The sequence below is a fragment of the Nakamurella deserti genome, assembly GCF_003260015.1.
Lineage (GTDB): Bacteria > Actinomycetota > Actinomycetes > Mycobacteriales > Nakamurellaceae > Nakamurella > Nakamurella deserti.
This window is the reverse complement of sequence record NZ_QCXS01000002.1, coordinates 719418-742526: the sequence shown is the minus strand read 5'-3', so window position 1 is coordinate 742526 and position 23109 is coordinate 719418. Positions and strand designations below refer to the sequence as shown.

23 protein-coding genes and 1 pseudogene are annotated in these 23109 nt (G+C 71.3%); 5 read left to right on the top strand and 19 right to left on the bottom strand.

Annotation, left to right across the window (positions count from 1 at the left end):
- Positions 1–140 precede the first annotated feature (140 nt).
- Complete coding sequence (locus DB033_RS03555) at positions 141–998, bottom strand: alpha/beta fold hydrolase (RefSeq protein WP_420814045.1); 858 nt, start codon at positions 996–998, stop codon at positions 141–143.
- A 968-nt stretch (positions 999–1966) separates the two neighbouring features.
- Here DB033_RS03555 and DB033_RS03545 point away from each other — a divergent pair.
- Positions 1967–2584: a TetR/AcrR family transcriptional regulator gene (locus tag DB033_RS03545; protein ID WP_111765480.1), complete on the top strand. Its 618-nt coding sequence runs from the start codon at positions 1967–1969 to the stop codon at positions 2582–2584.
- A gap of 886 nt (positions 2585–3470) precedes the next feature.
- Here DB033_RS03545 and DB033_RS03540 read toward each other — a convergent pair.
- Together DB033_RS03540 and nucS are read right to left on the bottom strand one after the other, a co-directional pair.
- Positions 3471–3722 (bottom strand): DUF3107 domain-containing protein, encoded by a 252-nt coding sequence (locus tag DB033_RS03540; RefSeq protein WP_240615715.1) that lies wholly within the window; start codon positions 3720–3722, stop codon positions 3471–3473.
- 107 nt (positions 3723–3829) lie between these two features.
- Positions 3830–4489, bottom strand: coding sequence for an endonuclease NucS (gene nucS / locus DB033_RS03535; protein WP_111765479.1), 660 nt, complete (start codon positions 4487–4489; stop codon positions 3830–3832).
- Positions 4490–4519: 30 nt separating this feature from the next.
- Here nucS and DB033_RS03530 point away from each other — a divergent pair, with 30 nt between their 5' ends.
- Positions 4520–5458, top strand: coding sequence for a sucrase ferredoxin (locus DB033_RS03530; protein WP_157970487.1), 939 nt, complete (start codon positions 4520–4522; stop codon positions 5456–5458).
- Between the two features lie 694 nt (positions 5459–6152).
- Here the strand turns inward: DB033_RS03530 and murA are convergent.
- On the bottom strand, positions 6153–7415 hold the full coding sequence (murA, locus tag DB033_RS03525; protein ID WP_111765478.1) for a UDP-N-acetylglucosamine 1-carboxyvinyltransferase: 1263 nt from the start codon (positions 7413–7415) through the stop codon (positions 6153–6155).
- Between the two features lie 63 nt (positions 7416–7478).
- Between murA and DB033_RS03520 the strand changes: the two genes are divergently transcribed.
- The gene (locus DB033_RS03520) at positions 7479–8051 is read left to right on the top strand and encodes a cob(I)yrinic acid a,c-diamide adenosyltransferase (protein WP_111765477.1); all 573 of its coding nucleotides are present in this window, start codon (positions 7479–7481) and stop codon (positions 8049–8051) included.
- A gap of 3 nt (positions 8052–8054) precedes the next feature.
- Here DB033_RS03520 and DB033_RS03515 read toward each other — a convergent pair whose 3' ends face one another.
- From DB033_RS03515 to DB033_RS03460, 12 genes are all read right to left on the bottom strand, one after another.
- The gene (locus DB033_RS03515; protein WP_111765476.1) at positions 8055–8501 is read right to left on the bottom strand and encodes a DUF2550 domain-containing protein; all 447 of its coding nucleotides are present in this window, start codon (positions 8499–8501) and stop codon (positions 8055–8057) included.
- An 11-nt stretch (positions 8502–8512) separates the two neighbouring features.
- Entirely contained in the window at positions 8513–8899 is a 387-nt protein-coding gene (locus DB033_RS03510; RefSeq protein ID WP_111765475.1) for a F0F1 ATP synthase subunit epsilon, read from the bottom strand.
- Positions 8900–9006: 107 nt separating this feature from the next.
- Positions 9007–10428 carry a F0F1 ATP synthase subunit beta gene (atpD, locus tag DB033_RS03505; protein ID WP_111765474.1) on the bottom strand — a complete coding sequence of 474 codons (1422 nt, stop codon included), beginning with the start codon at positions 10426–10428 and terminating at the stop codon, positions 9007–9009.
- A 7-nt stretch (positions 10429–10435) separates the two neighbouring features.
- The gene (locus DB033_RS03500; protein WP_111765473.1) at positions 10436–11374 is read right to left on the bottom strand and encodes a F0F1 ATP synthase subunit gamma; all 939 of its coding nucleotides are present in this window, start codon (positions 11372–11374) and stop codon (positions 10436–10438) included.
- A gap of 48 nt (positions 11375–11422) precedes the next feature.
- Positions 11423–13078, bottom strand: coding sequence for a F0F1 ATP synthase subunit alpha (atpA, locus tag DB033_RS03495; protein WP_111765472.1), 1656 nt, complete (start codon positions 13076–13078; stop codon positions 11423–11425).
- Between the two features lie 76 nt (positions 13079–13154).
- Complete coding sequence (locus DB033_RS03490) at positions 13155–13976, bottom strand: F0F1 ATP synthase subunit delta (protein WP_111765471.1); 822 nt, start codon at positions 13974–13976, stop codon at positions 13155–13157.
- Positions 13976–14500 carry a F0F1 ATP synthase subunit B gene (locus tag DB033_RS03485; RefSeq protein WP_111765470.1) on the bottom strand — a complete coding sequence of 175 codons (525 nt, stop codon included), beginning with the start codon at positions 14498–14500 and terminating at the stop codon, positions 13976–13978. The genes DB033_RS03490 and DB033_RS03485 overlap by 1 nt, the downstream gene beginning before the upstream one ends.
- A gap of 55 nt (positions 14501–14555) precedes the next feature.
- On the bottom strand, positions 14556–14798 hold the full coding sequence (gene atpE, locus DB033_RS03480) for an ATP synthase F0 subunit C (protein ID WP_111765469.1): 243 nt from the start codon (positions 14796–14798) through the stop codon (positions 14556–14558).
- 114 nt (positions 14799–14912) lie between these two features.
- Positions 14913–15725, bottom strand: a complete 813-nt coding sequence (gene atpB / locus DB033_RS03475) for a F0F1 ATP synthase subunit A (RefSeq protein WP_111765468.1) — start codon at positions 15723–15725, stop codon at positions 14913–14915.
- Positions 15722–15955, bottom strand: coding sequence for an AtpZ/AtpI family protein (locus tag DB033_RS21040; protein WP_205843628.1), 234 nt, complete (start codon positions 15953–15955; stop codon positions 15722–15724). The genes atpB and DB033_RS21040 overlap by 4 nt, the downstream gene beginning before the upstream one ends.
- A 207-nt stretch (positions 15956–16162) precedes the next feature.
- The gene (locus tag DB033_RS03465; RefSeq protein ID WP_111765467.1) at positions 16163–16636 is read right to left on the bottom strand and encodes a Cg1360 family ATP-synthase-associated protein; all 474 of its coding nucleotides are present in this window, start codon (positions 16634–16636) and stop codon (positions 16163–16165) included.
- A gap of 97 nt (positions 16637–16733) precedes the next feature.
- Entirely contained in the window at positions 16734–17903 is a 1170-nt protein-coding gene (locus DB033_RS03460) for a glycosyltransferase family 4 protein (RefSeq protein ID WP_240615714.1), read from the bottom strand.
- Positions 17904–18533: 630 nt separating this feature from the next.
- Here DB033_RS03460 and DB033_RS03450 point away from each other — a divergent pair.
- Positions 18534–19223, top strand: a complete 690-nt coding sequence (locus DB033_RS03450) for a hypothetical protein (RefSeq protein WP_111765464.1) — start codon at positions 18534–18536, stop codon at positions 19221–19223.
- Positions 19220–19705 (top strand): hypothetical protein, encoded by a 486-nt coding sequence (locus DB033_RS03445; RefSeq protein WP_157970486.1) that lies wholly within the window; start codon positions 19220–19222, stop codon positions 19703–19705. The genes DB033_RS03450 and DB033_RS03445 overlap by 4 nt, the downstream gene beginning before the upstream one ends.
- Positions 19706–20428: 723 nt before the next feature.
- On the opposite strand, the pseudogene DB033_RS21770 reads toward DB033_RS03445, so the two are convergent.
- From DB033_RS21770 to prfA, 3 genes and pseudogenes are all read right to left on the bottom strand, one after another.
- A pseudogene (locus DB033_RS21770) lies at positions 20429–21049 on the bottom strand (L-threonylcarbamoyladenylate synthase); the annotation flags it as partial.
- Positions 21050–21094: 45 nt separating this feature from the next.
- Positions 21095–21970: a peptide chain release factor N(5)-glutamine methyltransferase gene (gene prmC, locus DB033_RS03435; RefSeq protein ID WP_111765462.1), complete on the bottom strand. Its 876-nt coding sequence runs from the start codon at positions 21968–21970 to the stop codon at positions 21095–21097.
- Positions 21970–23052, bottom strand: a complete 1083-nt coding sequence (gene prfA, locus DB033_RS03430) for a peptide chain release factor 1 (protein WP_111765461.1) — start codon at positions 23050–23052, stop codon at positions 21970–21972. Before prfA ends, prmC begins: the two co-directional genes overlap by 1 nt.
- Between the last annotated feature and the right edge of the window lie 57 nt (positions 23053–23109).

Genomic DNA, 23109 nt, shown 5'->3' with positions numbered 1-23109 from the left:
CGACCCGCTCGTGCGGGGACGGTCGGGACCGGAGCTGCTCACGCTGCGTAGCGTGCCACAGGGCCTGCGGACGTCCCCTGCGCCGCGCCCGAAGGTGGCACCCTGCACACCCGTGCCTACCCAGCGTCAGTACGCCGGGGTCATTGGCGGGATTCGGACCACAGCGCTGCCATTGCCCGGGCCACCGGTACCGGAGCCTCCATCTGGGCGACGTGACCGACCCCGGCGAGCACCAGCATGCGACTGTCCGGGAAGGCTGCCGCGGTCCGCTCCGCGAGCCGGACATCGACGAGCCGGTCCCGGGTTCCCCACACGACCAGCGTGGGGATCCGCACCTGCGCGGCGGACGCCCAGTACGAGCGGTGTCTGGGGGTGACGTAGGCCTTGATCAGCTCCCGCAACTGTTCGAGCACCGCCCGTTGTCCCCAGGGCAGATCGGCGCGCCAGGCGTACTCCACGGCAGCCGCGACGCTGTCCGCTTCACTCACTGCGGAGGGATCGCCGAAGCAGACCTCGACCATGCCGCGCACGCGTTGTTCGGCAGGGATGCCCGCCATCCGGGGCTCCACCAGCCGTCCGAGTCCCGGCGCCAGCAACGCGGCCAACCGCGAGTCCGCTCCCCGGTCGCGCGTCAACCGGAAGTCCGGCACCGCCGGTGAGATCAAGGTCAGCGAACGGAACAGCTCCGGGTGCCGGGCGGCGAGCATCGTGCTGAGGAACCCGCCGAGCGAGTTGCCCACGAGATGCACCGGTCCGCGCGCCGTGTCGCGGATCAGCGCCGCCAGCACCCGGACCTGCTCGGCCACGGAGTAGTCACCCTGTCGGGGCGGATCCGACCGGCCACTGCCCGGCAGGTCCGGTGCGTACCCGGTCGCCAGCGACGACAGCAGCCCGGCCAGCGCCGTCCAGTTCGCGGCGGCTCCCGCCAGCCCGTGGACGTAGAACGCCTCATCCGTCGGCAGCGGCCGGCGCTCCGAGCGGGTCGTACGGACGAACACCGCCTGTTCGTCGTCACCACCGCCCGGGACCACCGACTCACCCGGCCAGGGCAGCGCCGACATGGGTAACGCCGCCGTCGCCAGCTCCGGCCCGAGAGCCGCCGTCGTCCACGCCGCCAGCTCGTCCCGGGGAGTTGGTCCGGAGAACGCGATGGGCCTGGTCACCGTTCCATCTTGCCGGATGGGCCGACGGCCGACCGGTCCCGCCGACGTCGGCCGTCACCACCGGCCAGTACACCGACCGTTGCCATTCCCGGCTGGGCTGCCGTGCCGTGCCGCGCTCCCCCGACCAGCGGGGGGTCACTGCCTCGACCCCGACCAGCCGTGGACCCGTATCGACGGAGGGGCCGGCGGGATCCTCGTCACTCCCCCGGTCCGACACGGAACTGGTCGACCGGCTGATCATCGTTCCGACCGGCGCTGACACCCACGTCCGCGTAGCCGTAGCGGCTCGCGTTCGGCGACATCCTGGCCCGCCGCGAACCAGCCCGACGCCGCCCCGCTCGACGGCGCGGGGGCCTGCGGATGCTGCTTCCGGGTGCCCCCTGTAGCCGGCGGAGGCCGCCCGCGCCCACCCGCACACGCTCCTCACCGCCTGCCGACCGCGACACCGGAGTTCGACGCCACCGACGCACGCCCCGACGACCGACGGGTGCTGCCGCCCGCACGGGTCGTCAGCCCCGGCGTTGCCGAGTCGGTCCCCGCAACCGGCCCCGGGTCCGCGTCGCGGCACCCGTACGACCTCGGCACGCCCGGTGCCGTGGTCCCCGATGCACCGCGACGACATCGCGCCGCCACCACGGGCATGCTCCCGGACATCGCGCCGGCCGATCTGGCCCGCCGCGTGACGCTCCGTGGCGACCACACCGGCCGGTCCCCGCTCGAGCCCGCCGCGGACGCGGCGTGAAAGCGGTGTGCTCGACGGACCGCCGACGATAGAGTCAGCCGGCAGACAGGAACGGGGAGTGATGACGGACGCGACAGGCACGCAGACTCCGCGGCTCAGCCGTGCCGTCCGGCGTGCTCAGCTGCTCACCGCAGCCCGTGCCGCCTTCGTCGATCAGGGTTACCACGCCGCCGCCATGGACGACATCGCCGAGCGTGCCGGCGTCTCCAAACCCGTGCTCTACCAGCATTTCCCGTCCAAGCTCGAGCTGTACATCGCGCTCGTAGACCAGGCCGCCGACGATCTGGTCCGCCAGGTCCGTACCGCCATCGCGTCCACCGACGACAACGACGTCCGGGTGCACCGTGCGGTCGAGGCGATCTTCGACTTCGTGGGTGGCACCGACCAGGTGCACCGCCTCGTCTTCGAGTCCGACCTGTCCGGCAACCCCGAGGTCAACCGCATCGTCGAGGTCATGACCCAGGGCTGCATCGAAGCGATCGCCGAACCCATCATCAACGACACCGGGGTCGACCAGGCCCGCGGGCGGCTGCTCGCCGCCGGTCTCGTCGGCGTCTCCCAGGTCAGCGCCCGGTACTGGCTCGCGCAGAAGTCGGTTGTTCCGCTGACCGAAGCGGTGGAGCTGGTGCACACCCTGGCGTGGCGGGGCATTTCCCGCTTCCCCCGCCAGCCGCACTGATTCGGCGCTCCTTGTCGGCCCGCCATCGGTCCGGGCAGGCGGGTCCGCCCCCGGGCGGGCACGGTCGGCCCACCAGCAATACAGGCAGTTTGGTCGACCCGGGCAGGCCCGGTCGGCCCACTGTCGATCCGGGCACAGACGGTCGGCCCCCGGCAAGCCCTATGGGGCCATCAACCCAGCCAGGCGGGTCGGCCGGGGCAGGCCCGATCGGCCCACCGTCAATCCGGGCACGCGCGGTCGGTCCGGGCACGCGCGGTCGGCCCAGGGAGGCGCGGTCGGCCCGCCATCAACCCAGGCAGGCGGGTCGGCCCAGGCAGGCCCAGTCGGCCCGCCGTCAATCCGGGCACGCGCGATCGGTCCGGGCACGCAGGTCGGCCCCGGGCGGGCCCGGTCGGCGCGCCGTCGATTCGGGCACGCGCGATCGGCCCAGGCACGCGCGATCGGCCCAGGGAGGCGCGGTCGGCCGGGCAGTCCCAGTCGGCCCGCCATCAACCCAGGCACGCGGGTCAGCCCGCTCACGACCGGTCGGCCCACCGTGGACCCGGGTACGCGCGGGTCGGCCCCGCGCGGCCCGGTCGGACCGCCATCAATCCAGGCACGCGGGTCAGCCCGCTCAGGCCCGGTCGGCCCGCCGTCGATCCGGGCGCGGGCGGTCGGCCCGGGCCACCTGCCGACACAATCCCCGATCCCACCGGGCCGACAACGCCCGCCTCGAGCACCGACCACGACCACCGTGGTCCCACATCAGTGCCCGACAGCCGAACACCGGACACCGGACACCGCAGATCACCCGGCCGGCCATGCGCGGTCGCTGCCACGTCCACGCCCGGAAACGCCACGACCGCACGTCCCGGCGGGACGTGCGGTCGTGGCGGAACGAGTGAACTCAATCGGCGAGCATGAATCCGACGCGGCGGCCGTCCGCCGGCGCGATCTCGACGTAGGCGATCTTCGCCGCCGGGATCAGCACACGACGGCCCTTCTCGTCGACCAGGGTCAAGGTCGACGTGGCATCGGCGAACGCCGCGACCACCTGAGCCTCGATCTCGTCCGGCTGCGAGGCCGAATTGACCACGAGCTCACGTGCGGTGTCCGAGACACCGATCCTGACGTCCACGGTGAAGGCCTCCAAAAGCACATCAGCAACTGTCCCGGCCCCGACGGACCGGCTACCGGCAAGGCTAGCGGAGCGCGTCACCCGCCCCGGACGCCACGGTTGCGCTCACGGTGAAAGGCGCCGGGCGTTCAGAACAGGACGTCGTCCCGGACCAACCCGCGCATCGCCTCGTAGTCCAGCACCACGCACCGGATACCGCGGTCCTCGGCGAGCGTGCGGGCCTGCGGCTTGATCTGCTGGGCGGCGAAGATGCCGGTGATGCCGGTCAGCAGTGGATCGCGACCCAGCAGTTCCAGGTAGCGGGTCAACTGCTCGACGCCGTCGATCTCGCCACGGCGCTTGATCTCGACCGCGACGACCCGGTTGCCGGCGTCGCGACACAGCAGGTCCACCGGCCCGATCGGCGTCGGATACTCGCGGCGCACCATCGTGAAGCCCTCTCCGAGCAGGTGCACCTGATCGGCGAGCAGTTCCTGCAGGTGGGCCTCGACGCCGTCCTTGACCAGGCCCGGGTCGACACCGAGTTCGTGCCGGGTGTCGTGCAGCACCTCGTGCAGGGTGATGACGAGCTGTTCACCGGCCTTGTTCTGCACCCGCCACAGCTCGGGGCTCTCCTCGGTGAGCCAGCACGGCGGGCTCATCCAGTTCAACGGCTTGTAGGCGCGGTCGTCGGCGTGGACCGACACCGAGCCGTCCGCCTTGATGAGCAGCAGCCGCGTCGCCTCGCCCAGATGGGCGGTGAGACGTCCGACGTAGTCCACGGAACAACGGGCAATGACCAGACGCACCCGCAGAACCCTACCGGCAGGATGGTGTCCGTGCCTCCGCCTCCTGTGCCCGTCCCGCCGACACTGCCCACCCCGCCCGTGATGCCGCTGTGTTCCGACGCGGACGCGGCTGTCGACGACGATCCCCGCGGCTCGGCCGCGGCCTTCCGCACGTTCGTCCTGATCGAACACCCGGCGGGCTTCGGTCGGGAGGCCGCCGACGACGCCGTGTCCGCGGTGTACGGCCGGGCCTCGCCCACCGGCGCCGCGACGCCCGGACTACGACCGTTCGCGATCCGGCCGGTCGGTCGCGCCGGAAGCGCCGGCTCCCGCGTGCGGTGGGTGGGCCGGACCGGGCCCGCGAGCTTCCTGCGCCCGACGGTGGCCACGCCCAGCGCCGTCGAGCTGTCCGACCTCGCGACCGCACCGGCTGTCGCCGCCGGACCGCTCTTCGCCGTGTGCACCAACGGTTCCCGGGACCGCTGCTGCGCGCTGAAGGGACGGGACCTCGCCGCCGCCCTGCACGATGCACTGGACGACCCGGGCGGGACGCCGAGCGTCGTGGAGATCAGCCATCTCGGAGGTCACCGCTACGCACCCACGATGCTGGTCCTGCCGTGGGGCTACGCCTACGCCTGGCTGGACCCGGACCGCGCGGTCGCCGTCGCCCGCGCCGCGCGGGACGGCCTGGTGCATCCGGACGGACTGCGCGGCCGCGCCGACCTGTCGCCGCCGGCCCAGGTCGCCGAAGCGCTCTGGCGCGCCGAGCTCGGGCCCGCGCCGGTCGGCGCGATCGGCACCATCACCGTGCACGACGACCGGGACGGGAACGCGGGGAAGGACGGCGACGACGACGCCACCTTCCTGGTCAGCGCCCGCGTCGACGGCCGGGACGAGATCGTGCGGCTGACGCACCGACCAGGGCCGGTGATCGGCGCGACGGCGTGCGGCGGCAAGCCGATCGCCACCGGCCGCTGGACGCGCGCCTGACCGACCGCGGTGCCGCGCACTGCGGTCGCGCCATGCGCAGGCGGTCGGACTTGCCCATTCGGTGCGCGGCGGTTCAACGCCACAGCCTCGCCCGACGGTCGAACGCTCGGCGCGCAGCATCAGCACGCTTCCGCCGCCCGGTAGATGGACACTCACGCTGCCCCCGACGGTCGAACGCTCGGCGCGCAGCACTAGCACGCTTCCGCCGCCCGGTAGGTGGACACTCACGCTGCCCCCGACGGTCGAACGCTCGCTGCGCAGCATCAGCACGTCTCCGCCGCCCGGTAGGTGGACACTCACGCTGCCCCCGACGGTCGAACGCTCGGCGCGCAGCATCAGCACGCTTCCGCCGCCCGGTAGGTGGACACTCACGCTGCCCCCGACGGTCGAACGCTCACTGCACGACCACTGGCACGTTCGCGCCCACCCAGGATCCGGACACCCGCGCCGCACCCGGAGAACCGGCGGTCGAACGCTCACTGCACGACCATCGGCACGCCCACGCCGCACCCGAAACATCTGCGGTCGAACGCTCACTGCGCCCCATCGGCACGCCCACGCCGCACCCGGCATCCGGACACCCACGCCGCACCCCCGCCGGTCGAGAGCTCCAGCCCCAGCGCACGCTCCGCCGCGACCCGGCGTCCGGACAATCCCGGACCGCCACCCCGGCACCGGCACGTTCGTGCCGGCCTCAGCGTTCCGGCGCCGCCCGCCGGACGACCGTGGCCCCGAGCGAGACCAGGTCCTCGACGAACCGCGGGTAGCCGCGGTCGATGTGCCAGGCGTCGTTGACGACGGTGTCCCCGTCGGCCACCAGGCCGGCGAGCACCAACCCCGCGCCGGCGCGGATGTCCGTCGCCCAGACCGGTGCGCTGGACAGCGTCTCGCGTCCGTTCAACGAGGCGTGATGACCGTCGGTGCGCGCGTCGGCGCCCATCCGCACCAGCTCGTCGAGGAACTTGAACCGCGCCTCGAACACGTTCTCGGTGACGAAGGAGTGCCCGTCGGCGACCGCGGCCAGCGCGAGGGCGATGGGCTGCAGGTCGGTCGGGAAGCCGGGGAACGGCAGCGTGATGAAATCGACCGCCCGGGGCCGACGGTCCATCACCACGGTGAACCAGTCCTCCCCGGAGGTGATCCGCGCGCCCGCCCGCACCAAGCGCTCCAACGGCGCCGCCAGGTGCGCGGGGTTGACGCCGTGCACGGTGATGTCGCCGCGGGTGATGGCGGCCGCGTAGGCCCAGGTGCCGCCCACCACGCGGTCGCCGACCGTCCGGTGGGTGGTCGGCGTGAGCCCCCGGACACCCTCGATGGTCACGGTGCTGGTCCCGGCGCCGGTGATCCGGGCGCCCATCGATGTCAACATCACCGCGAGGTCGACGATCTCCGGCTCCCGCGCCGCGTTCTCGATCACCGTCACGCCGCGGGCGAGACAGGCCGCCATCAACAGGTTCTCGGTCGCACCGACACTGGGGAACTCGAGCTCGATCTGGGCTCCGCGCAACTCGCTCGCCGACCCGACGACGTGACCGTGCTCGATGGTCATGGTGGCACCGAGCAGGCGGAGCCCGTTCTGGTGCATGTCCAGCGGCCGGTTGCCGATGGCGTCGCCGCCGGGCAGCGCGACGCGCGCCTGCCGCAGACGCCCCATCAACGGACCCAGGACGGCCACCGACGCCCGCAGCCGGCTGACCGCCGGGAAATCGGCCACGTGCGACAGCTCCGCCGGGGTGTCGATGGTGACCACGTCGCCCTCGATGGCCACCGTGCAGCCGAGCCCGCGCAGCACATCGGCCATCAGGGGCAGGTCCTCGATGGCCGGGCAGTTGGTCAGCACCGTGGTGCCTTCGGCGAGCAACGCCGCCGCCATCAGCTTCAGGACACTGTTCTTGGCCCCGGCCACCTGCACGACACCACGGAGCCGGGCTCCTCCACTGACGACGAATTGATCCACGGGGGAACTGTATCGGGGTCGACCGGGCCCGACGGGCACTGCCGGGCGGCCTACGCTCGCACCATGAGCGTGCACCTGACCAAGATCTACACCCGGACGGGGGATGACGGCACCACCGGTCTGGCGGACTTCTCCCGGGTGCCGAAGACCGACGCGCGGCTGGTCGCCTACGCCGACTGCGACGAGACGAACGCGGTCGTGGGGCTGGTCCTGACCCTCGGGTCCCCCGCGCCCGAGGTCGCCGCGGTCCTCCGCCGGATCCAGAACGAGCTGTTCGACCTCGGCGCCGACCTGGCCACACCGATCGTGCCGGAGCCCGCGTACCCGCCGCTGCGGATCACCCAGGACTACGTCGACCGGTTGGAGGCGGCGTGCGACGAGTTCAACGCCGGACTGCCCGCGCTGACGTCGTTCATCCTGCCCGGCGGAACGCCCGCGGGGGCTCTGTTGCATCAGGCCCGCACGGTCGCCCGTCGCGCGGAGCGGTCGGCGTGGGCCTTGCTGGACGAGGATCCGGAGCGCACCAGTGCGCTCACCGGGAGGTACCTCAACCGGCTGTCGGATCTGTTGTTCATCCTCGGGCGGGTGGCCAACCCCGAGGGGGACGTGCTGTGGGTGCCGGGCGGCGAGCGCTGAGGCTCAGCCGGTGCGGCGGAGCCGTCCGGTGCTGCGGTTGCTGGGGGGCATCGACTCCAGCCAGGCGGAGAGCCCGGTGACGGCGTCGGCGCTCATGGCGAGTTCGAACTCGTGGTTCCCCGCCTGACACCGGCTGATCACTGCGCCGCCGGGGAGCAGGTCCTTCTCGGCGGGGGCCGGCGGCCGCCGCGGCCCGAGCGAGAGGTCGGCGCGGTGCAGCCTGCGGTTGGGCATCGGGAGGACGGAGAACGAGCGGTACAGGTAGAGGTCGGCTCCGTCGAACTTGCCGACGCCGAGGTACCAGCCCGTTCCGTCGTCGGCCAACCGGTCGCGCCAACACATGTCCACGGCACCGGACCGCGACAGCAACTGTCGTCGTACGGCGACGTGGACGATCACGAGCACAGCAAGGATCAGCACGACGAGTGCACCGATCTGCAGGCTGCCCATGACGCGGTCTCTCAGACGCTGTGTCCCGCGGCGAGCAGCTGTGCGCGTGCTCGCAGGAGGTCGGCGGTTTCCTCGCCGTTCGCGCGACGCTCCGCGTCGGCGTAGTCGGACTGGGCGGCCGCGACGTCGATCTCGCTGGCCAACTGGGCGTCCTCGGCCAGGATGGACACCCTGTCCTTGGTCACCGACAGGAAGCCACCGTGCAGGGCGACGCCCAGCTCCTCGCCGCCCTCGAGCACGATGCGCGCCGAGAAGCCCTCCTTCAGCTGCGCCAGCAACGGCGCGTGGCCGGGGAGGATGCCGACGTCACCCTCGACGGTGCGGACGATGACACTCGTGGCCGTCCCTGACCAGACCTGGCGCTCGACCGCCACCAGCTCCACGTTCATCTCGGCCATGCGTGCTCCGCTCACCTTCTCGGTCGTGCTTCTCGGGCAGATGTTACCCGCGGCCGGAGCGAGCTCCGGCCGCGAGTCGAATCACGGGGACCGAGGTCCCCGTCGGATCAGGACTGCAGCGCCTTGGCCTTGGCCTGGACGTCGTCGAGCCCACCCACGTTCAGGAACGCCTGCTCGGGGATGTGGTCGTAGTCGCCCTTGGCGATCCCGGCGAACGCCGCGATCGTCTCCTCGATGTCCACGTACGAACCGTCCTGGCCGGTGAACTGCTTCGCCACGAAGAAGTTCTGGCCGAGGAAGCGCTCCATGCGGCGGGCACGCCCGACGGTGAGCTTGTCCTCCTCGGACAGCTCGTCCATGCCGAGGATGGCGATGATGTCCTGCAGCTCCTTGTACTTCTGCAGGATCTGGATGACCTGGCGGGCCACCCGGTAGTGCTCCTCACCGACGTACTGCGGATCCAGGATTCGGGAGGTCGACGACAGCGGGTCCACCGCCGGGTAGATGCCCTTCTCGGTGATGGAGCGGGCGAGCTCGGTGGTGGCGTCCAGGTGGGCGAAGGTCGTCGCCGGCGCGGGGTCGGTGTAGTCGTCGGCGGGCACGTAGATGGCCTGCAGCGAGGTGATCGACTTGCCGTGCGTGGAGGTGATGCGCTCCTGCAACTCGCCCATCTCGTCCGCCAGCGTCGGCTGGTACCCCACCGCGGACGGCATCCGGCCGAGCAGCGTGGACACCTCGGAACCGGCCTGGGTGAACCGGAAGATGTTGTCGATGAAGAGCAGGACGTCCTGGTTCTGCACGTCGCGGAAGTATTCCGCCATCGTCAACGCCGACAGCGCCACCCGCATACGCGTTCCCGGCGGCTCGTCCATCTGGCCGAAGACGAGCGCGGTGTCGTTGATGACGCCGGACTCGGTCATCTCGGTGAAGAGGTCGTTGCCCTCACGGGTGCGCTCGCCGACACCGGCGAACACCGACGTACCACCGAAGTTCTTGGCGACACGGGTGATCATCTCCTGGATGAGCACGGTCTTGCCGACGCCGGCTCCACCGAACAGACCGATCTTGCCGCCCTCGACGTACGGGGTCAGCAGGTCGATGACCTTGATGCCGGTGACCAGCTGCTTGGTCTTGCCCTCGAGCTGGTCGAAGCTCGGCGGCTTGCGGTAGATGGGCCAGCGCTCGGCGCTGTCCGTCGCTCCCGGCTCGTCGAGGCAGGCGCCCAGGGCGTTGAACACGTGCCCCTTGACGATGTCGCCGACGGGGACCGAGATCGGCGCACCGGAGTTGACCACGTCGGTGCCACGGGTCAGGCCGTCGGTGGGCTGCATGGAGATCGCCCGGACGATGCCGTCACCGAGGTGCAGCGCGACCTCGAGCGTCAACCGGCGCTGGTCACCCAGGCCGCTGACGTCGGCGTAGAGCGCGTTGAACAGCTCGGGGATGGTGCCCCGGGGGAACTCGATGTCGACCACGGGCCCGATGACCCGGACCACCCGGCCGGTGGCGGTGGCGGTAGCGGCAGTCATGACGTCCTCACTCTTCTTTTCCTGATGCGGCGAGCGCGTCGACGCCGCCGACGATCTCCGTCAGCTCCTGGGTGATCAGCGCCTGCCGGGCCTGGTTGGCTTCCCGGTTGAGACGCTTGATGATCGCGTTCGCGTTGTCGGTGGCCGACTTGCAGGCCTGCCGACGGGCGGCGGACTCACTGGCCGCCGAATCCAGCAGCGCGGCGTAGATCCGGCTGTTGACGTACCGCGGCAACATCTCGTCCAGCAGCTCCGAGGCCGCCGGCTCGAACTCGTAGGCCGGCGCCGGGCCGCTCGCCCGGCCGCTCTCGTCGGAGAGCTCGTCGACGTACTCGACCTCCAGCGGGGCGACCCGGGAGGCGTGCGGCACCTGCGAGATCATCGAGTGGAACTGCGTGGAGACAACGTGCAGCTCGTCGATGCCGGCCTCGCCCGACTCGGTGGTCCCGTCGGAACCGACCAGGAACGCGTCGAGGACGGTCCTGGCCGCCCGCTCCGCGTCGGCGAAGCTGGGCCGTTCGGAGAAGCCCTGCCAGTGCGCGGCGACCGGGCGCTCGCGGAAGGTGTAGTAGCCGAAGCCCTTCCGCCCGATGATGAAGTACACCGGTGTCTTGCCCTGCGACCGCAGCAGCGAGCTGAGCTCCTCGGCGGTCTTGATCGCGTTGGAGTTGTAACCACCGCACAGACCGCGGTCGGAGGTGATGAGCAGGATCCCGGCCCGCTTGGACTCCGGCCGCTCGTTGAGCAGCGGATGGTCCAGGGTGGCCGCCGACGCCAGTGCCGACAGCACGGACGTCATCAGGTTGGAGTAGGGCTTGGAAGCCCGGACCGCCGCCTGCGCCTTGCCGATGCGCGAGGTCGCGATGAGCTCCTGCGCCTTGGTGATCTTCTGGGTCTTGCGGACCGATCGTTCACGGTCCTTCAGTTCCCGCACCTGTGCTGCCACGTCATCCCTCCCAGCGGCTGTTGGTGTCGCACGTCGTCGGAAGCACCATCAGGCGCGACTCGAACCGCTGGCTGCCGGCTTGCGGACCTGGACCTTCTCCTGGCCGACGTTCTTGGCGTCCATCGCGGCGACCTCGGCCTCGCGGCCCAGGATGGTGCCGTCGGAGGTCGTGAAGTTGTTGTTGAACTTCTCCAGCTCCGCCAGCAGCGCGTCCTCGGTCTCCTTGGACAGGTCGTTGGCGGCCGCGATGGCCTGCAGCGGACCGTTCTGCTGGTGCCGCAGCGACTCCAGCAGCTCGGCCTCGTAGCGGCGCACGTCGGCGACCGGGACCCGGTCCAGGTGACCCTTGGTCCCGGCCCAGATCGACACGACCTGCTCCGGCACCGGGTAGGGCGAGAACTGCGGCTGCTTGAGCAGCTCGACCAGACGCGCACCACGGTCCAGCGCACGCTTGGACACCGCGTCCAGGTCGGAACCGAAGGCGGCGAACGCCTCGAGCTCGCGGTAGGCCGACAGGTCCAGACGCAGCGTGCCGGAGACCTTGCGCATGGCCTTGACCTGGGCGGCACCGCCGACGCGGGACACCGAGATGCCGACGTTGATGGCGGGGCGGACGCCGGAGTTGAACAACTCCGACTGCAGGTAGACCTGGCCGTCGGTGATGGAGATGACGTTGGTCGGGATGAACGCCGAGACGTCACCGGCCTTCGTCTCGATCAGCGGCAGTCCGGTCATCGAACCGGCACCCAGCTCGTCGGACAGCTTCGCGCAACGCTCGAGCAGACGGGAGTGCAGGTAGAACACGTCACCCGGGTACGCCTCACGGCCCGGCGGGCGGCGCAGCAGCAGCGAGATGGCGCGGTAGGCCTCGGCCTGCTTGGACAGGTCGTCGAAGATGATGAGAACGTGCTTGCCCTGGTACATCCAGTGCTGGCCGATGGCGGAGCCGGTGTAGGGCGCCAGCCACTTGAAGCCCGCGGAGTCCGACGCGGGAGCCGCGACGATCGTGGTGTAGTCCATCGCGCCGGCGTCGAGCAGCGACTGCTTGACGGCCGCGATCGTGGTGCCCTTCTGGCCGATCGCGACGTAGATGCAGCGCACCTGCTTGTCGGTGTCGCCGGACTCCCAGTTGGACTTCTGGTTGATGATGGCGTCGACGCAGACCGCGGTCTTGCCGGTCTTGCGGTCGCCGATGATCAGCTGACGCTGCCCGCGGCCGATCGGCGTCATGGCGTCGATGGCCTTGATGCCGGTCTGCAGCGGCTCGTGGACGCCCTTGCGCTGCACGACGGTGGCCGCCTGCACCTCGAGCGGACGACGGGTCTCCGAGACGATGTCGCCCAGGCCGTCGATGGGCTCGCCCAGCGGGTTCACCACGCGGCCGAGGAAGGCGTCGCCGACGGGCACCGACAGCACCTGGCCGGTGCGGGTGACCTGCTGGCCCTCCTCGAGGGTGTTCGCGTCACCCAGGACGACGGCGCCGATGTCGCGCACGTCCAGGTTCAGCGCCACGCCGAGCACCCCACCGGGGAACTCGAGCAGCTCGTTGGCCATCGCCGACGGCAGGCCCTCGACGGTCGCGATGCCGTCACCGGTGTTGGTGATGACACCGACTTCCTGCCGGGACACCTCGGGCGAATAGCTGGCGACATAGCCATCGATCGCGGAGCGGATCTCGTCAGCGGAGATCGTCAACTCGGTCATCGCGTTCCCGTTCTCTGTATCTGCTGCATCTCGTTGTTCATTGCCGGTACTGCTGTGCTACTCACGAATGTAGGCATCAACCTGCGAGCCGCGAGCGGATCTCGGCGATGCGGCCGGCCACACTGCCGTCGATCACCTCGTCGCCGACCTTGACCAGCAGGCCTCCCTGCAGGCCGGGTTCGACCTCGACGTGCACGACGACGGGCCGGCGGTAGATCCGGACCAGGGCCGCGTTGAGCCGGGCCGACTGGTCGTCGGTGAGCGGGACCGCGCTGGTCACCACCGCGACGACCTTGTCCTTGCGCTGCGCGGCCTCGGCCACCAGCTGGTCGACGCCGTAGCTGAAGGACCGCCCACCGGGATCGGACGCGAGCGCCATCAGCATCTCGACGGTCAACGGATGGACCTTGTTCGCCAGCAGCCGGTCGACCAGGTTCGTGCGCGCCTCCGGCGTGCCCTGCTTGTCGTCCAGCGCATTGGACAGGTCCGGGTTGCCGGAGATGATCCGGCCGAAGCGGAAGATCTCGTCCTCGACGTTGTCGAGCTCGCCGGACCGCTCGGCCCGCAGGAACATCGCGGTCCGGCTGAGCCGCCCCAGCGCGTCGGTCAGGTCGCGACCGGTGGACCAGTTCTCCCGGACCACCTTGTCGAGCACGCGACGGGCCGGATCGCCGATCCGGCCGCCGAGCAGCCGCTGCGCCAGCGCGGTCTTGGACTCCGCGTCGACACTGGAATCCGACAGCGCACGCCGGATGCCGAGCTCGCGGTTGAACAGGTCCGCGACGGACTTGAGCTCCTCGCCCAGCGTGCGCAGACCGGTGTCGTCCAGCGTGGCGGCGATGGACAGCAGGGTCTCGGTGCTCGCACCGAGCGACTGCCGGGAGGCCAGGTGCTGCATCAGCGCTCCAAGTCGGCGAGGAACCGCTCGACGGTCCGCTGCTGCCGCGCCTCGTCGGTCAGCGATTCGCCGACGATCTTGCTGGCCAGCTCCACGGAGGTGCGGCCGAGGTCGGCACGCAGCTCGGCGAGGATCTGCTGCCGCTGCGCCTCGAGCTGGGCGCGACCCTGGGCCGCCACCCGCTCACTGTCCGCGTGGGCCTGCGCCAGCAGGTCCTCACGGATCGCCTGGGCGGCGGTGCGGGCCTCCTCGCGGATCTTGGCGGCCTCGTCGCGAGCGGTGGACAGCTGGCGGTTGTACTGCTCCAGGGCCGCCGCCGCCTCTTCCTGGGCCTGCTCGGCCTTGGCGATCCCGCCCTCGATGGCCGCGGTCCGCTCGGCGTAGGCCTTCTCGAACATCGGCCACGCGAACTTGCGCAGCACGAGGATCAGGATCAGGAAACAGACAGCCGCGATGACGACCTCGCCCCAGGGCAGCCCGATGGGGTTGGTCGCCCCCTCTGCGGCGATCAGCGCTTTCGACATCAGCTCGTACTCCTCGTCCTCACAGCGTCAGGAACCGTCGGTGTGGTGGACGTGCTCAGGTGATGATGAACGGAACGACGAAGCCCAGCAGCGCCAGCGCCTCGGACACCGCGAACCCGAGGAACGCGTAGGTCCGGGTCAGACCGGCCGACTCCGGCTGGCGGGCGGTCGACTGGATGTAGGACGCCCAGACGATGCCGACACCGATGCCCGGGCCGATCGCGGCGAGGCCGTACCCGACCGTGCCGATGTTGCCGGTGAGTTCGGCCAGCTGGGTGGTGGCTTCAAGAGCAGACATGGAGTTCGTTCTCCCTTTCGGTGGAGCTGCGAGACCCGGACTGGTGGTCAGTCACTTCGGGGCGGGACAGACAGGACAGGACGAGCGGGGTGGTGCGGTACCGCGCGGAGCAGCTTAGTGCGAATCTGCCAGCGAGCTCTCGAGGTAGATGGCAGCGAGCAGGGTGAACACGTAGGCCTGCAGCGCACAGACCAGGAGTTCGAAGAAGACGAGGAGAACGCTGGCGAGCGCCGGCAGGACGGCGATCGCGTAGTTGATGCCGCCGGACTCGAGCTGGAACAGCAGGCCGGTGGCGGCGACCGCGACCAGCATGTGCCCGGCGAAGAGGTTGGCGAAGAGTCGGACGCTCATGGTGAACGGCCGCAGGATGATGTTGGACAGGAACTCGATGGGCACCAGCAGCGCGTGCATCGCGACCGGGACGCCCGGGATGATCGTCTGCATCTTCAGGTAGCCGAAGAAGCCGTGCTTGCGGATGCCGACGCCGTTGTAGAGCACCCACACCAGCATCGCCAGGAACACCGGGATCGCGAAGTGCGAGGTGACGGGCAGCTGGGCGACGGGGACGAGCTCCCACAGGTTCATCACGAGGATGAAGACGAACAGCGTGGAGAGGAAGCCGGCCCACTTCTTGCCGGCCTTGCCGAGGACCTCGATGGCGATGCCGTTGCGGACGAAGCCGTAGATCGACTCACCGATGAACTGGAACTTGGAGGGGACGACGGCCGCCTTGCGGGCGGAGGCCACGAAGAAACCGATGATCAACAGCGAGCCCAGGACCAGGAGCACCATCGCCTTGACGGAGGCGATGACCGTGCCGTCACCGAGCTTGTCGAAGAAGAAGGAATGCTCGACCGTCGGCGGGTTGAAGGACGGCTCGCCCTCGGCCGCGAGCAACTGCATCGCGGACGACAGGGTCAGACTCACTCGTTCTCCTCTCGGGCGCCGACGGAGGTCGGCGGAACGCGGGGTGATTGCTGTTGAGGCTTGGTGGGCGGGGGCGCCGCGGCGAGCCCGAACCTGGCTACCACCGCGTAGATCCCGAGTGCCATGCCGACGATCAGACCGATGGGGGTGAACAACCGCGTACCCAGCCACAGGTCAAGAAGCCAGCCGATGCCGCCCCACACGGCGAAACCGCCGATCAGAGTGGTCATCACGGACCAACCGATGTCGGCGCCTTCAGTGCGCTGGCGCGGTATGAACCGTGTCTTCATAGCGCTCAGGACACTATCAGTCCCCCTATGGGTGCGCTGCATCCGCACCGCGCGCATTTACCCGTATTTGACCTAAGTCACGTGCCCGGCGCGCCTCCCCCCGAGCGCCCTCCGAACGAGAACCGTTGCCGGTCAACACGTCCGGGATCAGGACGGCGAGACGTACATGATCTTGTTTGTCCAGACAAAGCGCATGTGCGCGGCGAGCCAGACGACGAGACCGAGCCCGACCGCACCGGCGAGCCACCGGGTGTCGACGAACCCGTCCCGCGGGGTGATCGCGACGACGACGTACAGGGCCAGCATCTTGACCACGTAGGCACCCAACGCGGCCCACATGACGCTCTGCGGACGGCGCGCACCGACGCGCGCGATCACCACGGCCGACACGGTGAAGAACGCGCCGACGATGACGGTCCCGAGCAGGCTGCCCACGCCGGCACCGGCCCCGGCGGCCAGGAAGGCGACCACGGTCAGCAGGCCGCCCGCCGCACCGAGCCCGATCCAGCACAGCCGCAGGTGCCGCAGCGACCAGGCACCGCCGGTGAGGGCCTGCGCCTCGGCGCGCGCGGCGAAATCCAGCCGCAGTGGCGGCAGGGCGTCCGAGTCGGGCTTGGGCACGACGTCCTCTCGCGGGGCCGGACCGACCGGGGTCGGTGACGGCGGTGACGGGCGACCGGATCCTCGGTGTCGCCCGAGGGGTCGCGACGCGGCTCGGTCAGTCCGCCGGGGTCTGGCTGCGGGTCCGCAGCCGGTTCAGTCTAGAGGCGCGCAGCCAGGGGTGGGCCGAGACGACGAGCGCCGCCACGGCACCCCCGAGCCACGGCCCGATCACCACCTGCCAGTTGAAGAAGCCCAGGGACACCGCTCCCCCGGCGAAGACCAGCGCCCACAGGTAGAAGATCAGCACCGCCTGGCGGTGCGTGTGGCCGATCTGCAGCATGCGGTGGTGCAGGTGCTTCTTGTCCGCCGACATCGGGCTCTTGCCGGCCCGGGTCCGCCGCACCACCGCCAGGAAGAAGTCCAGCAGCGGGATGAACACGACCGCCAGCGCCACGATCAGCGGCGCGAGCAGCGCGATCGACGACCGGGTGCCCAACGCCAGCGGGTCGATCTTGCCGGCGGTGCTGGTGATCGCCGCGGCCATGGTGACGCCGATGAACATGGAGCCCGAGTCGCCCATGAAGATCCGGGCCGGGAAGAAGTTGTGCGGCAGGAAGCCCAGACAGGCGCCGGCCAGCGCGGCGGCGATCAGCGGCGGCTGCGCGAGACCGTTGTTGCCCGAGTCGTAGAGCACGTACAGCGAGAAGGCGAACGCCGCGATCGCGGAGATGAAGGCGACTCCGGCGAGCAGCCCGTCCAGACCGTCGATGAAGTTCATCGCGTTGGTCAGCAGCACGGCGAGCAGCACGGTCAGGATCACCGCCTGGTCGCGGCCGAGAACGTAGATGTTGCCCACGTCCCCGTCGCTGCCGGTCGGCAGCCGCAGGAGCACCCACTGCACCCCGAAGAGCACCAGCAGGCCGGCCGCGAGCACCTGACCGGCCAGTTTGGTGACCGCACTGAGGTCGAAACGGTCATCGACGGCCCCGACGAAGCAGATCACCCCGCCGGCGACCAGGACACCGAGGATCTCGGTGTTGTTGCGGAACGCCTCCGACAGGGCCGGCAGGTTGTAGCCCATCAGCACGGCGGCGGTCACCCCGAGGTACACCGCCACCCCGCCCATGCGCGGGGTGGGGACGCTGTGCACGTCCCGCTCGCGGATCGGTGAGAACGCGCCGATACGGGTGGCGAACAGCCGTACGACCCCGGTGACGAGATAGGTGACCGCGACCGCCGTGGCGAAGACGAGGCCGTACTCGCGCGCCGGGATCGAGGAAATCACTGACTCAGGGTAACCGCGGGAGTACCGGAAAGATTCGGCCGAATCGCGGGACGAAACCGGGGTCCGGCGCATCCCTTCTACGAGCCGCCTGACCGCGGGGATCCGGATGCCGTCCGTTCGACGCCCGATCGGACGGGATCCGGTTCGATCCCCGCCCCGCCGTCCGGCCGCACCGCACCACCCACGATCCACGCCGGATCGCCGTTCCGACCGGACGGGCCCCACGCCGGGGCCCACCGGTCGACCGTCTCACCTGTACCGACAGGCCCACGCCGGGCCGTACGGTCCCGCACCCGGGCGCCCGCCGCGCCCGGCACCATCCCGTCGGACACCCCGCCCACGCCGGGCGGCACCGTCGTCCTTCCCACCATGGCCGGAGGTCTCCTCGGAGACGGTCCGGCCATCGGTGTGTCCGGGGCCGGACGCGCCGCCCGTCCGGGTGCGGGCGCGACCGGTGCGACCTCGGGAACATTCCGGGCGACCGGCGCATCGGAGGACCGGACCGACCGGGAGCCCAGGGCACCGGAGGTCCGCCGACGTCGAGGTGACGGCCGGGCCCGCCGGGCGGCGGCGCCGGAACCGTCACTTTGCGTAGCCGTTTCCGATGATGCCGACCGAGAGGCGCCCCCCATGTCGCAGCCCATGTCCGGCCCGTACGCACCGGGCCCGCACCCGTCCCCGCCGCTCGGCCACGGACCGGGGGCCGGGTACGGCCCGACCGGCGCGCCGCCGAACAGTCTCGCGCCGCCGGCGCCGCGGCCCGCGGGTCCTTCCCACCCGCAGCATCATCAGGGATCGCCGGGCCCGTCACCTGCCGACCCGGCTGCGCACGGCTCCACACCGACGGCACCGCAGGGGTCACCGGACCGCCAGGACCACCCGCAGGGGCCGTACGAGCAGGGAAACCCCTTCGGCCCGCCCACCACGCTGTGGCCCGGCTCCGCCCCGGGACCCCGCCCGACCCGTGGCGCCCTGACCGCCGGTGCGCTCCAGCTCGCCGCGCTGGTCCTCGTGCCGCTGGGCGCCGGACTGCCGTTCGGCGAGGACTTCGCCGCCAAGGCCCTCTGGTCGACCACCACGACGTGGGCGGTGTTCGCGCTGCTGGCGGCGGTCGTCCAGTTGGCGCCGCTGGCGGCCCGCCTCCAACAGCGGGCACCCGCGGGAGCCTGGCGGACCGGTGCGGTCGGCGTGGGCGCCCTGATCGCGTTCTGGGTGCTGATCGTGCTGCCCGGCATCTCGTCGGGGCCGAACTTCGTGCTGACGATGGGCACGTTCGCCGCGGCGCTGGGTCTGTGGCTCTCCCCGGGCCGCCGGCTGTGAGCCGACGCCCCGGGCCGGTCGCGCGGAGCTGGCTGGTCATCGCCGCGGTCGCCGCGACGGTGTCCCTCGGGCTCCCGTGGAAGAACACCGTGGAGACCGGATTCGGCTACACCTTCTACGGCAACGGTCTGTGCCACAACAGCTACGACGCGGACGGCTGGATGACCACGGTCTGCGATCCGTACTGGACGCCTCGGCTGGAGGTGAAACCCGAGCTCACGACGATGCTGGGCATCGCGCATCCGGTGCGGGCCCTGTTGCTGCTCACGGTGGTGATGGTCGTCGTCGGGTACCGCCGGGGGGACCGCCGGTGGCTGGTCGCCGCGCCGGCGCCGGCCGCCGTGGGGATCACCGCCTTCGGTGTCACCGGGATGGCCGGTCAGTCGCTGTGCGCCCTGGCTCTGGGCGCGCTGCTGGTGGCGCTCCGGCGCGACGGGGTGTTCCCGTCCCGGCGCCCCGTGGGCCCGGTTCCGGCCGGCTGAGCGGCGGCGTACCGTCCGGCGGGTACGGCGGAGTCAGAACCGGTCGGTGTCCGGACGCGCATGGCGGCCGCCCGCACTGTCACCCGTCGCCGGCCCGGAGGGCGCGTCCGCGTCGTCCGCGGACGGCTCCGACGCGGCTCCCTGGGGCGACGCGTGCCTTGCCGCGACCGTGGCGTCCGCGAGCGGCGCCCCGTCGATGGCGTCGTCGTCCGCGACCGGCTCCGACGCGGTCTCCTGGGGCGACGCGTGCCCTGACGCGACCGTGGCGTCCGCGAGCGGCGCCCCGTCGATGGCGTCCACGTCGTCCGCGGACGGCTCCGACGCCGCTTCCTGGGGCGACTCGTGTCCTGACGCCACCGTGGCGTCCGCGAGCGGCGCTCCGTCGCCGGCGTCGGCGGCCAGTGGTACCGCGGCCCCCGGTGGGACGTCGCCGGCGGCCGGCCCGTCCCCCGTCGACGTCTGGTCCCCGCCGCCGGCCGGCGACGCGTCACCGGGGTCGTCTTGGGCGGCAGATCCGTCGTTGGTGTCGTCCGCGGCGTCGAGGTCCGCCTCGATCATCGGGGGCCGACCGGCCCCGGCCTCCTCGAGCACAGGATCCGCCCCGGTTGCGTCGGCGCCGGCCGCAGCCGTGTCGTCGACGGTTGTCCCGCCGGCCGCGGGCTCGCCCAGCTCCACCGGCGGCGTGGCGTCCGGGGTCGTCCCGGCCGGGACCTCGATCTCGGGCAGCACCGCGCGGAGCTGCTCGACCGACACGGCACCGACCCGGCGCACCAGCGGCACGTCACCGGTGAGGTCCACGACGGTCGACGCGACGCCGACCGGGCTGTCCCCCGCGTCGAGGAACACCGAGACGCTGTCGGACAGCTGGGCCTGGGCCTGCTGCGCCGAGGTGGCCGGCGGCCGGCCGCTGATGTTGGCGCTCGAGACCGCCATCGGCCCCACCGCCCGCAGCAGCTCCAGCGCCACCGGGTGCAGCGGCATCCGCACCATGACCGTGTTGCGGGTGTCGCCGAGGTTCCACGACAGCGACGGCGCGTGCTCGAGGATCAGCGACAGCCCGCCCGGCCAGAACGCGTCCATCAGCAGCCGCGCCCGCGGCGGTACGGCCACGACCAGGCCGGCCAGGGTCGCGGTCGACCCGATGAGCACCGGCACGGGCATGTCCGGCCCACGGCCCTTGGCGGCCAGCAGGTCCCGCACCGCGGTCGGGCTGAACGCGTCGGCGCCGATGCCGTAGACGGTGTCGGTGGGCAGCACAACGAGTCGACCACCGCGAGCGGCGGTGGTCGCGGCGTCCAGGCCCTCGCGGCGGGAGACCGGATCCAGGCAGTCGAAGACGGTCACGTCAGGTGCTCTTTCCGTAGCGCGGTGCGGTGGGACCGACCCAGATTAGTGCTGCAGCGCGACGCGGCGTGCGGAGGCGAAGCGCGGCCGCCCGTTCAGGTCGACGTGGTCCTCGACCCCGGCCAGAACCCGGCGGGCGGCCAGCAGCGCGGGCACGCTGCTGCCCTGGGTGTCGTCGTGCTCGAACGCCAGCGATCCACCCGGCTTGAGCAGGCCCGCGGCCACACTGATCATCGGCTTGATGACCGACAGCCCGTCGGCGCCGGCGAACACCGCCACCCCCGGGTCGTGGTGGGACACCTCGGGTTCGACCGGCGTCCCCTCGGGGACGTAGGGCGGGTTGGCGGTGACGAGGTCGACCTTGCCGTCGAGATCGGACAGCAGCCGCTCGTCGAAGATGTCCCCACCGCGCAGGGTGATCGGCGTGCCGCCGTGCCGCTGGTGGCGGTCGATGTTGCGCCGGGCCCAGCTCAGCGCGCCGGCGTCGGCCTCGACGGCGATGACGGTGGCGTCCGGACGGGCCAGTGAGACCGCGATCGCGATCGCGCCGCTGCCCGAGCACAGATCCACCACCAGCGGGTTCTTCACCGTGCTGATGGCGTCCAACGCCCATTCGAGCAACACCTCGGTCTCCGGCCGCGGGGTGAACACCCCCGGACCCACCAGCACGGTGGCCGCCCCCAGGTACGCCTGTCCGGTGATGTGCTGCAGCGGGATCCGCTGGGCGCGCCGGTCGACCGCGGCCTGGTAGTCCGCCACCCAGCTGTGCTCCACCAACGGCGTCATCCCGAGCCGGGTGCGGTCGACGGCCAGCAGGTGGGCGGCCAGCAGCTCGGCGTCCACCTGCGGCGACCCGACGCCGGCCTCGGCAAGTTTCTTGGTCGCCTCCATGATGGCGACCCGCAGCGATTCACGGCTCATCAGTGGGCCCCTGCCAGTCGTTCGTTGCGGTCGGCGGTCTCCAGCGCGTCGAGCACGCTGTCCAGGTCGCCGCCGAGTACGGCGTCCAGGTTGTAGGCCTTGTAGCCGACGCGGTGATCGGCGATCCGGTTCTCCGGATAGTTGTAGGTGCGGATGCGCTCCGAGCGGTCCACCGTGCGCACCTGCGAGCGGCGGGCGTCGGCGGCCAGCGCGTCGGCCGCCTCACGGGCGGCGACGAGCATGCGGGAGCGCAGGATGCGCATCGCCTGCTCCTTGTTCTGCAGCTGCGACTTCTCGTTCTGACACGACACCACGATGCCGGTGGGCAGGTGGGTGATCCGCACCGCGGAATCCGTGGTGTTCACCGACTGGCCGCCCGGGCCCGACGACCGGAAGACGTCGATGCGTAGGTCGTTCGGGTCGATGGTGACCTCGTCCACGTCCTCGACCTCGGGCGAGACGAACACCCCGGCGGCCGAGGTGTGGATGCGCCCCTGGGATTCGGTGACGGGCACCCGCTGGACCCGGTGCACACCGCCCTCGTACTTCAGCCGGGCCCAGACGCCGTCCGCCGGCGCCGGGGTGCCCTTGGACTTCACCGCGACGGTCACGTCCTTGTAGCCGCCGAGGTCGGAGTCGCTGGCCGAGAGCACCTCGGTCTTCCAGCCGCGGCGCTCGGCGTAGCGCAGGTACATCCGCAGCAGATCACCGGCGAACAGCGCGGACTCGTCGCCGCCCTCCCCCGCCTTGACCTCGACGATCACGTCCTTGGCGTCGTCGGGGTCGCGGGGGGCGAGCAGCTCGACGAGCCTGGTCTCCAGCTCCAGCACCTGTGGGCGCAGTTCCTCGGCCTCGGCGGCGAACGACTCGTCCTCGGCGGCGAACTCGAGTGCGGTGGCGAGGTTGTCGCGGGTCTGGTCGAGGGCCTTGGCGGTGGCGACGATGGGGCCGAGTTCGGCGTAGCGACGGCCGAGCTTGCGGGCCAGCCCCTGGTCGGAGTGGATGGCCGGGTCCGCCAGCCGGCCCTCCAGCTCGGCGTACTCGCGGACGAGTTCGGCGGCGGGCTTGGCGGGGCTGGTCATCGGAGGCCTTTCGGGAACGTGCGGCAGGCGGGCGGCACCCGGAGGTGGAGAAACGAC